The sequence below is a fragment of the Uliginosibacterium sp. sgz301328 genome (assembly GCF_041807905.1).
In the GTDB taxonomy this organism is placed as follows: Bacteria; Pseudomonadota; Gammaproteobacteria; order Burkholderiales; family Rhodocyclaceae; genus JBGVSA01.
The window spans coordinates 247,763-261,854 of sequence record NZ_JBGVSA010000003.1; the positions used below are offsets into that span (position 1 = coordinate 247,763).

Annotated in this window: 9 protein-coding genes; 3 read left to right on the forward strand and 6 right to left on the reverse strand. The window is 60.9% G+C overall.

Features of this window, described 5'->3' with window-relative positions; all coding sequences use genetic code 11:
* Positions 1–464 precede the first annotated feature (464 nt).
* Positions 465–2,114, forward strand: a complete 1,650-nt coding sequence (locus ACDA63_RS03920) for an ATP-binding domain-containing protein (protein ID WP_373661867.1) — start codon at positions 465–467, stop codon at positions 2,112–2,114.
* 72 nt (positions 2,115–2,186) lie between these two features.
* On the opposite strand, the gene ACDA63_RS03925 is transcribed toward ACDA63_RS03920, so the two are convergent.
* The 4 genes from ACDA63_RS03925 to ACDA63_RS03940 all read right to left on the reverse strand — a co-directional run bounded on the left by ACDA63_RS03925 (position 2,187) and on the right by ACDA63_RS03940 (position 8,219).
* Positions 2,187–3,950: an ABC transporter ATP-binding protein gene (locus tag ACDA63_RS03925; RefSeq protein WP_373661868.1), complete on the reverse strand. Its 1,764-nt coding sequence runs from the start codon at positions 3,948–3,950 to the stop codon at positions 2,187–2,189.
* 22 nt (positions 3,951–3,972) lie between these two features.
* Positions 3,973–5,124, reverse strand: coding sequence for an ABC transporter permease (locus ACDA63_RS03930; protein WP_373661869.1), 1,152 nt, complete (start codon positions 5,122–5,124; stop codon positions 3,973–3,975).
* 7 nt (positions 5,125–5,131) lie between these two features.
* Positions 5,132–6,124, reverse strand: coding sequence for an ABC transporter permease (locus ACDA63_RS03935; RefSeq protein WP_373661870.1), 993 nt, complete (start codon positions 6,122–6,124; stop codon positions 5,132–5,134).
* Positions 6,125–6,308: 184 nt separating this feature from the next.
* Positions 6,309–8,219: an ABC transporter substrate-binding protein gene (locus tag ACDA63_RS03940; protein ID WP_373661871.1), complete on the reverse strand. Its 1,911-nt coding sequence runs from the start codon at positions 8,217–8,219 to the stop codon at positions 6,309–6,311.
* Positions 8,220–8,753: 534 nt separating this feature from the next.
* Here ACDA63_RS03940 and ACDA63_RS03945 point away from each other — a divergent pair.
* Positions 8,754–11,849, forward strand: a complete 3,096-nt coding sequence (locus ACDA63_RS03945) for a PAS domain S-box protein (RefSeq protein ID WP_373661872.1) — start codon at positions 8,754–8,756, stop codon at positions 11,847–11,849.
* An 85-nt stretch (positions 11,850–11,934) separates the two neighbouring features.
* Here the strand turns inward: ACDA63_RS03945 and phoU are convergent, their stop codons facing one another.
* Together phoU and rpiA are read right to left on the reverse strand one after the other, a co-directional pair.
* Positions 11,935–12,645 (reverse strand): phosphate signaling complex protein PhoU, encoded by a 711-nt coding sequence (phoU, locus tag ACDA63_RS03950; protein WP_373661873.1) that lies wholly within the window; start codon positions 12,643–12,645, stop codon positions 11,935–11,937.
* 90 nt (positions 12,646–12,735) lie between these two features.
* A complete protein-coding gene (gene rpiA, locus ACDA63_RS03955; protein ID WP_373661874.1) occupies positions 12,736–13,398 on the reverse strand; it encodes a ribose-5-phosphate isomerase RpiA in 663 nt (220 codons plus the stop codon).
* A 161-nt stretch (positions 13,399–13,559) separates the two neighbouring features.
* On the opposite strand from rpiA, the gene ACDA63_RS03960 reads away from it, so the two are divergent.
* Entirely contained in the window at positions 13,560–14,000 is a 441-nt protein-coding gene (locus ACDA63_RS03960) for a YidB family protein (RefSeq protein ID WP_373661875.1), read from the forward strand.
* Positions 14,001–14,092 lie beyond the last annotated feature (92 nt).

A 14,092-nucleotide genomic window follows, 5' to 3' on the forward strand; every position in this document is an offset into this window, starting at 1 on the left:
TCTAGCTCATGCCTGGTTAGAGCAGCGGACTCATTCGCAGGGCACGACGCGATCCGTCGCAAATGCCCGCAAAGAGTGCCGTGCATACGGAAACGATGCACGGGATGGTGTCAAATTCGGCGAAACCTAAGTGCCTCTCCGGCATAGGGCAACGCCGAGCCAAGCTTCGGCGCATCCGCGCCGTTGAAGGTGTAGAGACTAGACGGCACCCACCTAAGGCACACGCTATGGTGAAGGCATAGTCCAGGGAGTGGCGAAAGTCACACAAACCGGAATCCGTTGGTGCCGAGTTCGACTCTCGGGGGGCCCACCAGACAACGGCGCTTGGGCGCCGCATAAGAGCCGCATCCTCGCTTGGGGATGCGGCTTTTTTGTTGCACGCGCGCCGAGCGGGTGCCGATCAATGCACTCCCGCGCCACGATGTCATAAGATTCCCCATCCCAATCCATTGCGGAGAGAAGCAGTGGCGCGAATCATTCCTGACGGCTGGCGAGAACTGACCGCCGTTGGCGCGGCGGCGAGAGAGATCGAAACGCTGAGTCTATTCGAGAAAAACCTGCCCGCGTCGTTCACCGTCTTCCACGGCGTGCACTGGACTCGCCTCCAGCAGGGCTCGTTGATGGTGGGAGACGTCGACTTTGTCGTTGTATCGCCAGCGGGAGATGTTCTGCTCATCGAGCAGAAAAACGGGTTCTTGCGCGAAGTACCGGCGAACGGGCCCGGCCCGTTCGACAAGTCCACCAGATCGCTTGTGTCCAATATGGCGCAAGCCGCGGATGCACTTCGACAACGCCTCTCGCGCGAGCTCGCGCCGGGGCGTTCTGTTCGCATAGACGCCCTGCTCTACTGCCCTGACTACACGATCCGCGACCCGGGAACGGTTGGCGTCCTGCCGGAGCGGATCGTCGACGCCCCCAGACGCGAAATGCTCTGCCACGCGATACAGCAGTTGCTGCCGGCCGATTTCGAATCCCCGGATGCGGTCACAAAGGTGTGCCGTTTCTTCAGCAACGAACTATCCCTAGCCCCGGACGTGCGCGCCTTCGTCAACCAGGCTGACCAGCTCTACACGCGTCTATCAGGCGGACTAGCGCACTGGGCCCGGCAAATCGAATGCATGCCGCATCGGCTGCACGTCGTCGGCACTGCAGGCTCCGGTAAGACACAGTTGGCGCTTGCGGCACTGGAAGACGGTGTCCGTGCCGGCCGACGCGTACTCTACGTCTGCTACAACCGGCCATTGGCCGACCACATTGCCACCATCGTGCCGCCAGAGGCCACCGTGGCGACGTATCACCACCTTTGCAGCAGGGTGACGCGGAGCCTGGGTGTGACGCCCGACTACTCATCAGCCGACTCTTTCGACCGGATCGGAGCGCCCTTCCCTGCAGAGGCGGATCTTTCCGCGTGGCAGTTCGACGAGCTGATCGTCGACGAGGGGCAGGATTTTGAACCTGCGTGGTTCGACAACCTGATTCGCTTGCTGCGGCCGGAAGGCCGGGCCTGGTGGCTCGAAGACCCGATGCAGAGACTCTACAAGCGCGAAAGCGTGGCATTGGCAGATTGGGTACGCATCCGATCCGACACGAACTACCGTACGCCGGGCGACATGCTGTCGCAAATCACTGAGTTGCTTGGCTTGACTCACATTACGCACAGTGGCAGTCCGCTGCGCAGCGGCGGCATGAGCGTGAAGACTTACACTGATGAAACGGGCCTCTCGGAAGCGACGCGACGCGCAGTCACCGAATGCCTGGGTGCCGGCTTTCGTCGCGACATGATCGCGATCATCAGTTTCAAGGGCCGCGACAAGTCAGCGCTGATGGCCCTCGAGCAATTGGGATCCAATCGCCTGAAGAAATTCACCGGTCAGTACGACATGCTCGGGAGTCCCATATTCAGCGATGGTGAGCTGCTGCTGGAGACGGTCTATCGCTTCAAAGGCCAGAGCTGTCCGTGCGTCATCCTGACCGAGATCGAATTCGACACCACCGACGAGATCAGCCTTCACAAGCTCTTTGTCGGCGCCACCCGTGCCACGCAGAAGCTGGTGCTTGTCATGTCCGAACACTCGCACCAAGCCCTGGCACAGCACGCACAACACATGGCGTGAATATACGAAACCGCCGGGCACAAAAAAGGGCTGCGATTTCTCGCAGCCCTTTTTCATTGCAGCAGAAGCAGATCAAGAACCTGCCAGCGCGTTCTTGCCGTCGACGATGTAGCGGTGACGATTGACGATGCGCTTGTCACGCGGGTGCGTACCCGGCACGGCCGAGATCAGCGCCTTCGTGTACGGGTGCTCCGGGTTCGAGCAGATCTTGTCTGCCGGGCCGGTTTCTACCACCTGGCCCTTGTACATCACGGCCACGCGGTCGCAGAAGTAACGGATCACGCCGATGTCGTGGCTGATGAAGATGAAGGAGAGCTTGAGCTTCTCCTGCAGGTCCAGCAGCAGATCCAGAACTTGCGAACGCAGCGTCACGTCCAGTGCGGAGGTCGGCTCGTCGGCGATGATCAGTCGCGGGTTCAGTGCCAGGGCACGTGCCACGCCGATGCGCTGACGCTGACCGCCCGAGAACGCGTGCGGGTAGCGGTCCATCGCGAGCGACGGCATACCCACCATGGCCAGCAGTTCAGCCACGCGATCACGCAGCGCTCTGCCCTTGAGCTGGCCGTTGACCAGCAGCGGCTCGCCAACAATCTGGCCGATCGTCATGCGCGGGTTCAGCGAAGCGAACGGATCCTGGAAGACCATGCGCATTTCACGGTGGATATGCTGCATTTCGTGCTTGCTGGACTTGGCCAGGTCAATGACCTGACCCGACGAGGCGTTGTAGTGCATTTCGCCGCCCGACGTCGACAGCACGCGGATGATGCAGTTGCCCAGCGTCGTCTTGCCCGAACCGGATTCGCCCACCACGCCCAGGTTTTCGCCTTCGTACAGGTCGATCGACACGTTGTCGAGCGCCTTGAACGGAGCGCTGGTCGTGCCCTTGATGAAGGACTTACGGCCCGGATAGACCTTGGACAGGTTGCGGACTTCCAGCAGCTTGGTCGTCGTCACGGTGCTCTTGCGAGCCTTGCGCGCCGAGGTTTCGAGCTTGCGTACGGAATCGATCAACTGGCCGGTGTACTCGTTCTGCGCGTTGTAGAAAATCTGCTCCGCCGGCCCGAATTCGAGCATTTTGCCGTTGCGCATCACGCCGATTTCGTCGGCGATTTCCGCCACCACACCCATGTCGTGCGTGATGAACAGAACCGACATGCCGTACGCCTGTTGCAGTTCCTTGATGAGCGCCAGGATTTCGGCCTGCGTCGTCACGTCCAACGCCGTCGTCGGTTCGTCGGCAATCAGGATGTTCGGGTTGCAGGCCAGCGCCATGGCGATCATCGCGCGCTGACGCATACCGCCCGAATATTCGAACGTGTACTTGTCGATCGCGACGGCCGGGTTGGGGATCTCGACGCGGCGCAACAGTTCGATGGCGCGTGCGCGTGCTTCGGCGTGATCCACCTTCTGGTGCAGCAGGATGGCTTCGGTGATCTGATTGCCGATCGTGTGGATCGGCGACAGCGAAGTCATCGGCTCCTGGAAGATCATCGCGATCTGGTGACCGCGAATGGAGCGGATTTCCTTGCCACGCGGATGCAGCTTGGCCAGATCGACCACGCCCGTGCCTTTTTCGCCCGGGTTGTAGAGCATCTGACCGCCCATGATGCGGCCCGGAAAGTCGACGATCTGCAGGATCGAGCGAGCGGCCACGGTCTTGCCGGAGCCGGACTCACCGACGATACACAGCGTCTTGCCGCGCTGCATGCGGAAGCTGACGTCATCGACTGCGCGCACGGCGCGGTCGCCCGTACCGAAGTGCGTCTGGAGATTACGCACATCCAGGATGATGTCGCTGGCGTTCGGCGCTGCGACGGTATTCACGTTATCAACCATTTTCTAGACTCTGCGTAATGGATCAGTGGGCGTACGGGTCGGCAGCGTCACGCAGGCCATCACCCATGAAGTTCAGCGCCAGCACGGAAATCACCACCGCCGCACCGGGCAGCAGCAGCCACGGCATGCTGTCGAGCACATTGATCTTCTGCGCGCTTTGCAGCAGCACGCCCCAGCTCATCGCCGGCGGTTGCAGACCCAGGCCGAGGAAGCTGAGCGACGTTTCCGCAATGATCATGTTCGGGATCGCCAGCGTCACGGCTGCGATGATGTGGCTCGCCAGCGACGGCAGCATGTGACGGAAGATCACGCGACCTTCGCTGCAGCCGTCCAGTTTGGCTGCCACCACGAACACTTCAGTACGCATCGCCAGGAAGCGACCGCGCACCACGCGCGCCAAGGAGGTCCAGCCGATCAGCGAAATGATCACGGTGATGGCGAAGTACTGGATGTGCGGCGGCCAGTTCTTCGGCAGGGCTGCGGCCATCCCCATCCAGATAGGAATGGTCGGCAACGAGATGATGAACTCCACAATACGCTGGATGGCCCAGTCGATCTTGCCGCCGTAGTAGCCCGAGATACCGCCGAAGATGATCCCCAGCACCATGCTCAGGAACACGCCGAACAGACCCAGCGCCATCGTGAAGCGGCCACCGAACAGAATACGCGTCAGCAGGTCACGACCCGACTCGTCGGCGCCCAACAGGAACATACGATCATTCGGGTTCTTCGGACCGAAGAAGTGCAGATTCGATTCGATGCCGAGCAGTCTGTAGGACTGGGAACCGCGCACGAAGAAGCCGACGTCGACCTTTTTGAACGGCACGAACTTCAGTTCGAGCGTTTCCGGATCGCGGTCCTGCTTCTTCAGGATCACGTGCGGGCGGAACGAACCGTTGTCCCACAGGTGCAGCATCTGCGGCGGGTGTGCCGCGAAGTCGGCCGTGCGCATGTCGGATGCCGGATCGTCCGCTTGCCCTTCTGGATTGGTCGGGGCAAAGAACTCGGCGAACATCGTCACCATGTACACGAGCAACACAACGATGGCGCTGATGAGGGCCAGGCGGTGCTTCTTGAAGCGATACCACATCAGCTTCCACTGCGAGGCGTACTCAATGCCACCGCGCAGGTTGCTCATATTGACCTGAGCGGTCGTAGCTGTCGTCTCACTCATTTTTCAATCAATCCATCCGAATGCGGGGGTCAAGAATGGCCAGCAGAATGTCGGAGATCAGCGTACCGACCACGGTCAGCAGACAGATCAACAGCAGCAAGGCGCCAGACAAATAAATATCCTGCACGAGCAGTGCGTTGTAGAGCATCTGGCCCGCGGTCGGCATCGACAGCACGATCGACACCGTCGTACCGCCGTTCACCAGCGTTGGCAGAACCGAACCCAGCGTACTGACGAAGGGGTTCAGCGCCACGCGCACCGGGTATTTGAAGAGAAGACGGCTCTCGGTCAGGCCCTTGGCGCGCGCGGTCACGACGTACGGCTGCGAGAGCTGGTCGATCAGGTTGGCGCGCATGATCCGGATCAGGCTGGCGGACGCCGAGATACCGATGATGATCACGGGGATGACCAAGTGCTTGCACAGATCGAAGAACTTGGCGAACGACCAGGGCACGTTCTGGCCTTGGAACTCTTCGGAGAACAGACCCGAGAGGACCTGGCCGGTGTACTCCTTCACCAGGTACATCAGGATCAGCGCCAGCAGGAACGGCGGAATCGCCAGGCCCACAAAGCTGATGAAGGTGAAAGCGTAGTCACCGACCGAATAACGCTTGACGGCGGAATAGACGCCGATGGGCAGCGCAATCATCCACGACAGGAAAAGCGAACCGACCGTCATCAGAACGGTGTAGCCCATGCTTTCGCCGATCAGTTCGGAGACGGCCTGGTTCCAGGTAAAGGAACGGCCAAAGTCGCCATGCAGGACGATGTCCGAGATCCAGCGAACATACTGGACGATCATCGGCTGATCGAGGCCGAGACGAGCGCGCTCGTTGGCCATCATCACCGCATCAACGGTGGAGCCCGAGGCCGACATCTGGGCCGCCCAGCTGTCGACGTAGTCGCCCGGGGGCAACTGGATGATCACAAATACCGTCAGCGATACCAGGATGAAGAATGGAATGGCCGACAGAAAGCGCCTGAATATGAAAGAAAGCACGATTAAGCTCTCGCTAAGATTAAAGCTGATAAAAAACCTGACGGTGACCCAATTAAGTCCCGGAATGGTTGTAACGACTGCGGCAGCTCGCCACAGCGATTCCGGGACTTAACTTACTGCGTCCCCCGCAACCCGTCCCCGGATCGCTCCGGGGACGGCGCCTCAAACAGCTAGGCTTTCGGCATTACTTGGTGAAGTACCACTGCTGCGGCAGCGACAGGCTCGGCGTGGCATACGGCCAGCCGAACGGCATCTTCTCGTTGACGTTCTGCAGCTTGAGGCTGCGCAGCGAGGAGATCACAGCCGGACGGACCGTGCCGATGACTTCGAACTCGTCCGCAGAGATCTGCAGGATCTGCTTGAAGAGGCTCAGCGCTTGCGACTGGGTCTTGGCCGCGACGAACTGGTCGTACAGGGCCATGCGCTTCTTCATGCTTTCGTTCGGCTCGATGCCTTGCTTGCCGCCCGACAGGTACCACTTGGCCCATTCCAGGCTCATGCGGGACTCCAGCGGGTGGACCGCAACGTAGGTACGCGGATTGAGCGTGGCATCCAGACCGCCCGGGAAGACGTCGATCGAGATGTCGTACTCATTGGCGGTCGCGCGGTTGTAGAACAGCGAGCGTTCCGAACCCTTGATCACCAGCTCGATACCGGCCTTTTGCCATTGACGGCGGATCAGTTCGAGCGTTTGCACCATGGCTTGACGGTCGATCATCACGATCGCGTCGAGCGACACGCGGCCGCCGTCCGGATACGTGCGATAGCCATCGGCGTCACGCTTGGTCAGGCCCAGGCGATCCAGGATCTGGTTGGCTTGCGCGAGGTCCAGCTTCAGGTACTGAGTGGCCAGCTTTTCGTTGTACCACTTCGATTCCTTGAACGGACCGCTCTGCCACGGAGCAGCTTGACCCAGCCAGGCCACCTTGTTGATCTCTTCACGATCCATGGCCAGCGACAGCGCCTGGCGGAAGTCGTGCTGGACCATCAGCTTGCGCAGCTTGTCGTTCTTGGTGGTCTGGTTCAGCCACAGGCCGGCGGCGTTAGCGTTCGCGCTGGTCTGGCCGAACACCTTGTAGCCACCCTTCTGCTGGTTCTTCAGCAGCAGCGGACGGCTGGTCACGTCGCTGCCCAGCAGGCGGGCTTCGATGTCATATTGACCATTGGTTGCCGCCAGGATGATGGCCTGCAGGTCGGACACGACTGCGTACTGAATACGGTCGATGTACGGCAGTTGCTTGCCGGCCGGGTCGACCTGCCAGTAGTACGGGTTGCGTTCCATGACCACGCGGGTCACGGCGCCGCCGTACGGCTCCTTGATCAGCCACGGATCGATCGACGGACGCTCAGTGGTGCTCCAGCGCGAGGGCAGCTCGATGTCAGAGCACTTGGCGCGCATCAGCGACGGCCAATCCTTCACGTTGGCCTTGGCGAATTCGGCCTGGACGTTCTTGTTGTACGCCGGATGGAATTGCGAGCAGTACTTCTTCTGGTACAGCGTCGGATGTTGGCCCAGCGGGGTCGCCAGCGTTTCCGGGAAGGACAGGTTGGCAGCCGGGAATTCGAACTTGACGGTGTAGTCGTCAACCTTCGTGACCTTCGGAGCCTTGCCGCCGACGAGGTAGGCGCTCGGCGTCTGCGGGAACATTTCCTTGTTCAGCACAACGTCGTTCATCGCGAAGACGATGTCGTCGGCGGTAAACGGCGTACCGTCCGACCACTTCATGCCCTTGCGCAGCTTGAAGGTGTATTCCGCAGCGTCCGGGCTCACCGTGTAGCTCTCGGCAACGTACGGCTCGACGCCCTGAATGTCTTGCGTCCAGTGCGTCAGGCCTTGCGGGCCGATCGTGCGCAGAATGCCGTTGCCGTCGGCGTTGCCGCGCATGACCGTGCGAAGCGTCCCGCCGTACACGCCGTTGCTGGCGATCGGCTTGATAACCAGCGGCTTCTCCGGCAGGCGCTGGTCAACCGGCGGCAGCTGCTTGTTCTGATCCAGCATCGGCGCTTGCGTGAACGCAGCAGCGATTGCCGGCAGCATTGCTGCGACGGCAACTGACGCTGCTGTCACCGCAAACTTGCGAGAGTAAAACCTCATCTTGTCCTCCTAGGGATGAACTACGACTTCTGGCAACGACTTACCGGTCACATCCGGCTTGTACAGGTAAACCAGAATAGCTGAGCCGATAGTACTACTCGGCGCCGCCATCATACAAGTGCATTATGCGATCATACAAGCGACTAATCGGAAGGCCGAAACCCCCGAGCCGCAAGGCTTTCGCCCTGTAAGAAAAATTCCGGGCGACAGTTTCGACATTGCAGGTCAATGTTCTGTTGAGCAAAGTCAATTCTGAAAATCCCGCACAACGCGCGGCAAGTAAGTATTGGTAGAACTGTCGGAAAAAGCGATGTGCAGAGCAGCAAAATGCTGTCTGGGGCGAAACCTGCAAATTTGTGTGTCTAGGTCGTCTTCTTTAGATACAGGATTCGCCGAGCCCGGCACCATGAAGGATGGGTAACGCTAGCGGCTTGAGAAGGCGCGGCGCCGTGTTGCAAAGAGCGGCGAGCGCCAGTATATCGGATTCTGGATAACCCGCAGAGTAAACACTTTTCGAGCCGTGCAACCGAGACAATGAGTCATCGACTTCACTTTCTGCGGTGCCTCCTTCCCGGACGGCTCCATTCCCAGCTCGCCGTACTGTTCGGCCTGCTGTTCACGTTCTCGAGCATTTGCTTCGCGCTCTATACGACGCACTACCAGGCAGAGCGCGTCGAGCAACGTCTTCAGTTCCAGGCACAGGCGCTCAGCACCGGCATGGGAGCGGCTGTCACGCCGGCCCTGCGGATTCGGGATATCCCTCAGATCGAAGAGATCCTGCGCAAGGCCGATGTCTTCTCCGACGTTAGCGCAGTGGCAGTAGTCACGCCGACCGGCCATGTACTTGCGCAACTGGAACGGGAACAGAACGGCCCCCTGCTCTCGCCGCCAGATTCTGCTGCAACGGAACTGGACCCGCCCGCACAGGCTTATGGCATCGAAGCCATCACTCACCGTCGGCCCGGAATGCTCGAAGTATGGGCACCGATCGGGCCGGGCGCTGATCTGGGCTGGTTGCGTGGCCGCTTCAATACCGAGACGCTCGAAGTTGCACGCCACAAGCTCTTGCTGGACAGCATCCTGGTCAGCCTGATGGCCTCGGCGGTGGCAACGCTGGCTGTGTTTCTCTTCGCGCGACGCCCGATGAAACGCTTGCGAAGCGCCACCCGTTTTGCCGAACACCTGGAATTCAGCTACGGCGACGTGCTGACTACAGACTCGGGGACGCGCGAGATCGATGCGCTCGCCCAGGCGCTCAATAAGACATCGGCGCGCTTGTATGAACAGCAGACTGCGCTAGCCCGGTCCGAGGCTCACTTCCGGACGGTGGTGGAGTCTCTGTCTGAACTGGTATTTGAGACCGACCGTGACGGCCGCTGGACCTACCTCAACCCGGCCTGGAAAGACATCACGCAATACGAAGTGGACGAAGGCATCGGGCAGCACGCCTTCGACTTCGTCCCGGCGGACGAGCACGCCCGGATCGTGCGCGCTTTCCGACCGCTCATGCATGGCGAAGTCGAGCAGTTGCGCGAGCATTTCCGCTTCCGCACCAAGGACGGCAGCATCCGCTGGCTGGAGGTCTTCGCGCGTGCGCGTCACGACGAGAGCGGCAATCTTCAGGGCTACATGGGGTCGGTCACCGACATCACCGTCCGCAAGCAGGCCGAAAGTGCGCTGCACGATCAGTTGCACTTCATGGAATCGCTGATCGAGGCCATTCCCAATCCGATCTACGTGAAAGACCTGGCTGGCCGATACATCGCCTTCAACCGGGCCTACGAGCGCTTCTTCAACGTCAAGCGCGACGACTGGCTCGGCCGGACCACCGCCGAGCTCTTCGTCGACCCGCTGGTCGCGCGCCAACATCACGACAAGGATATGGCTCTGCTTGCCACCGGTGGCATGCAGTCGTTTGAATCGCACATCGCCACACATACGGGCGTGGAAATCGACGCGCTATACCAGAAGTCATTGTTCTTCCAGGCCGACGGCCGCGCAGCGGGCATCCTCGGGTGCATCACGGATATCTCGGAACGCAAGCGCTTTGTGCAAGAACTCTTGCAGGCCAAGGAGACGGCCGAACTGGCCAACCAGGCCAAGAGCGATTTCCTGGCCAACATGAGCCACGAAATCCGCACCCCGATGAACGCAATCATCGGCATGACGCACCTGACACTGGACACCGATCTCACCACCGAGCAGCGCGAGTATCTGTCGCTGGTGCATAGCTCCGCCGAGGCATTGCTGGCGATCATCAACGACGTGCTGGACTTCTCGAAGATCGAAGCCGGCCACATGCACTTCGAGCAACTGCCGTTCAATCTTGAAGACAGTTGCACCGCCACGGTCCATACCTTGCGGGCTCGCGCCCAGGAAAAGCATCTGGACATGGACCTGAGCGTCGCGCCCGAGATCCCGCCCCTCATCAGTGGCGACCCCTATCGCCTGCGCCAGGTATTGCTCAACCTGCTCGCCAACGCGCTTAAGTTCACCGAGCACGGCGAAGTTCATCTTTCGGTGGAAATGCTCGAGCACCGCGCTGACAACGTACTACTGCGCTTTGCCGTCAGCGACACCGGCATCGGCATTCCGATCGAAAAGCAGACCATCATTTTCGATGCGTTTTCGCAGGCAGACAGCTCCACGACGCGCCGCTTCGGCGGCACGGGCCTGGGGCTGGCAATCTGCGCACGATTGGTCAGTGCGATGGGCGGGCGTATCTGGGTGGAAAGCGAACCCGGCCAGGGCAGCACGTTCTACTTCACGGCCCGTTTCGTCACCGCAACCGGCTCTTCGGTCGCCGCCGAGACGGCACCACACACCGCCGTCAGCGCAGGGCCAAGTGTGTCGCTCTCGCTCCTGCTGGCGGAGGACAATCCGGTCAACCAGACCCTGGCGCAACGCATGCTCGCCAAGCTCGGGCACGAAGTCACGATTGTCGGCAATGGGCGCGACGCGCTCGATGCCCGACGTACCGGCCCGGCCTTCGACGCCATCCTCATGGACGTGCAGATGCCCATCATGAGCGGCATCGAAGCCACTCTTGCCATCCGCGAACTGGAGCACGACGAAGGCATGGCTCACATGCCGATCATTGCCATGACCGCCCATGCAATGCACGGCGACCGCGAGCGTTGCCTCGACGCCGGCATGGACGGTTATCTGGCCAAACCGATCCTCGTCGCGCAACTCGCGGATGAGTTGGCGCGTGTCGTGCCGCGCGCGGTGCGGACACCGATCATGTCAGCGAATCATGCGCATGAGCCAACGACGGACGACAGACCATTCGACCGCGAATGGATGCTGCAACAGATTGGTGGCGACGTGCGCCTCATGCATGAGGTCGCCGGGGTATTCGTCACGGACAGCGAACGCATCGAAAAGACCCTTCGCAAAGCATTGGCGGAAACGGATTTCGACACGCTCTACGCTACCGCACACACCGCGAAAGGCGCGGTCGGCAACTTCGGCGCCCGTAGCACGGTAGCTGCGGCCATCGCACTCGAGCGCGCGGCAAAGGCCCACGAAGCGGAGTCGCTGGAAACACTCGTCTCGGCGCTGCTTGAACGACTCAGCCTGCTCACACAGGCGCTCCGGACCGAGATCGCGAACAGCTCAGGCACGTAACAAAAAAAACGCCCGGCACAAACCGGGCGCTTTCTTTTGCTTGGCAGCCGACCGTACGACGGCGGGCTTGCCTCCATGTGGCAGTTCAGGCCTTCGGGCTGGCAATCTCGCGCTGCAGCTCTTCGAGGCCGACGTGCCGGACGTCGCGGCCGCGAACCTGGAAGATCACATATTCGGCGATGTTCTTGGCGTGGTCACCGACGCGCTCCATGGCTTTGGCGGCGAACAGCAGATCGATGCCGCGCGATATCGTGCGCGGATCTTCCATCATGAACGTGATGAGCTGACGCATCACCGCCTTGAATTCGGCATCGACCTCCTTATCGAGCTTGCAGACTTCGCCGGCAGAATCGATGTCCAGGCGGGCAAACGCGTCCAGCGAACGGCGCAGCAGGTCGATCGCCAGACCTCCGATGTGGCGCAGTTGAACGCGCGGGGTGGCCGCGACGGCCGCCGTCTCGTACACCAGCTTGGCAACCTTGCTGATTTTCTTGGCCTCGTCGCCGATGCGCTCCAGGTCGGTCACGACCTTCGACACAGACAGAATCGAGCGAAGGTCGCCTGCCGCCGGCTGACGCTTGGCGATGATCTGCGCGATCGCTTCGTCGAGCTCGACCTCGAGTTCATTGACGCGGTGATCGTTGCCGATCACACGGTCGATCACGTTGAGGTCGCCCTCGAGCAGGCCTTCGAGCGCCTGGACGACCTGCTGTTCGACGTAGCCACCCATCTGCAGCACGCGAGTGCGGATGTTATCCAGCTCGATGTCGTACTGGCGGACAGTATGTTCGCTCATTTGTAGTGCTCCGGAATTTTCCATGGCTTTCGCGCGAGGCGAGGTATTGGCAATGCTGCCAGTGTGCCCGTCTTACATGAAGGCAATATTTCAGCGCAGTGACAGGGTCTGGACCCCACTCTCGCTGCCCAGCAACAATACATCGGCAGGGCGCAGAGCGAAGATGCCGTTGGTCACCACGCCCGGCATATTATTGATGCGCGCCTCCAGTTCGGCCGGCGCAGTGATCGACAAGCCATGCACATCGATGATGACGTTGCCATTGTCGGTGATGACACCTTCGCGAACCTTGGGGCGGCCACCCAATTCGGCCAGCCCACGTGCGACCAATTCGCGCGCCATCGGAATGACTTCCACCGGCAGCGGAAAGCGCCCCAGCACGTCGACGCGCTTGGACGCATCGCAGATGCACACGAACTTGCTGGATGCTGCGGCAACGATCTTCTCGCGCGTCAGGGCGGCGCCGCCCCCTTTGATCATGCACAGGCCGCCGTCGACTTCATCGGCACCGTCGACATACACGGACAGCCCTTCGACATCGTTAAGGTCGAACAGCGGAATGCCGTGCACGCGCAAGCGCTGCGCGCTGGCTTCCGAACTGGCCACAGCGCCGCGAATGCGATCGCGGATGCTGGCCAGACCCTCGATGAAGAAATTGGCGGTCGAACCCGTACCAACCCCGATGATCTGCCCTTCCGGCACGTAGGCCAGCGCGGCCTGGGCCACGGCGCGCTTGAGTTCGTTCTGATCCATGAAAACTCGCTTTTGTGGGGATATGGACTATATCGAGCATTCTAGAGGACGAGCGCCAGACTGACGCATCTCGATCAAGACATCGACGCGGATTCGCCTTCAAAGTGGCGTCCTCAGTGCGGAATACGCATCTGAACACCCACATATCTCTGGAGGAAATTATGGGACTGCTTGATCAACTCGGCGCCAGCGTACTGGGCAGCGTGCTTGGTGGCCAACAACAGCAGGGCAACGACGGGCAGCAAGGCGCCAGCCCCATCCTGCAAATCGCGATGTTGCTGCTGACGCAGTCGGGAGGTCTATCCGGCCTGCTGAGCAAGCTGCAGGCGGGCGGCCTTGGTTCGCAGGCTGCGTCGTGGGTCGGCACCGGCGCAAATGAGTCCGTCTCACCCGCCCACCTGGCCAACGCGCTGGGGCAGGACACACTGTCCGACCTGGCCGGCCGGTTCGGCCTGAGTACCGACGCGGTTGCCAGCGGACTCGCTTCGGCGCTGCCGGCCCTCATCGATCACGCGACGCCCAGCGGCAATGCCCCCGAGGGCGAAGACGTCCTCGCGCAGGGGCTGAGCATGCTGCAGGGCATGTTCGGCAATCGCGCCTGACGGCGCAAAGAAAAAGGTTCAACGAGGAATACCGGGGAACGCCGCCTTGATTTTTAGGAAGAAGTATTCCTCGTCGCGGTAGCCGTAGGCTC

Bases quoted from the DNA above. Each gene is read 5' to 3' on its own strand.
- ACDA63_RS03945 (WP_373661872.1), top strand. From the start codon at position 8,754: ATGAGTCATCGACTTCACTTTCTGCGGTGCCTCCTTCCCGGACGGCTC.
- rpiA (WP_373661874.1), bottom strand. From the start codon at position 13,398: ATGGATCAGAACGAACTCAAGCGCGCCGTGGCCCAGGCCGCGCTGGCC.
- ACDA63_RS03940 (WP_373661871.1), bottom strand. From the start codon at position 8,219: ATGAGGTTTTACTCTCGCAAGTTTGCGGTGACAGCAGCGTCAGTTGCC.
- ACDA63_RS03930 (WP_373661869.1), bottom strand. From the start codon at position 5,124: ATGAGTGAGACGACAGCTACGACCGCTCAGGTCAATATGAGCAACCTG.
- ACDA63_RS03960 (WP_373661875.1), top strand. From the start codon at position 13,560: ATGGGACTGCTTGATCAACTCGGCGCCAGCGTACTGGGCAGCGTGCTT.
- ACDA63_RS03925 (WP_373661868.1), bottom strand. From the start codon at position 3,950: ATGGTTGATAACGTGAATACCGTCGCAGCGCCGAACGCCAGCGACATC.
- phoU (WP_373661873.1), bottom strand. From the start codon at position 12,645: ATGAGCGAACATACTGTCCGCCAGTACGACATCGAGCTGGATAACATC.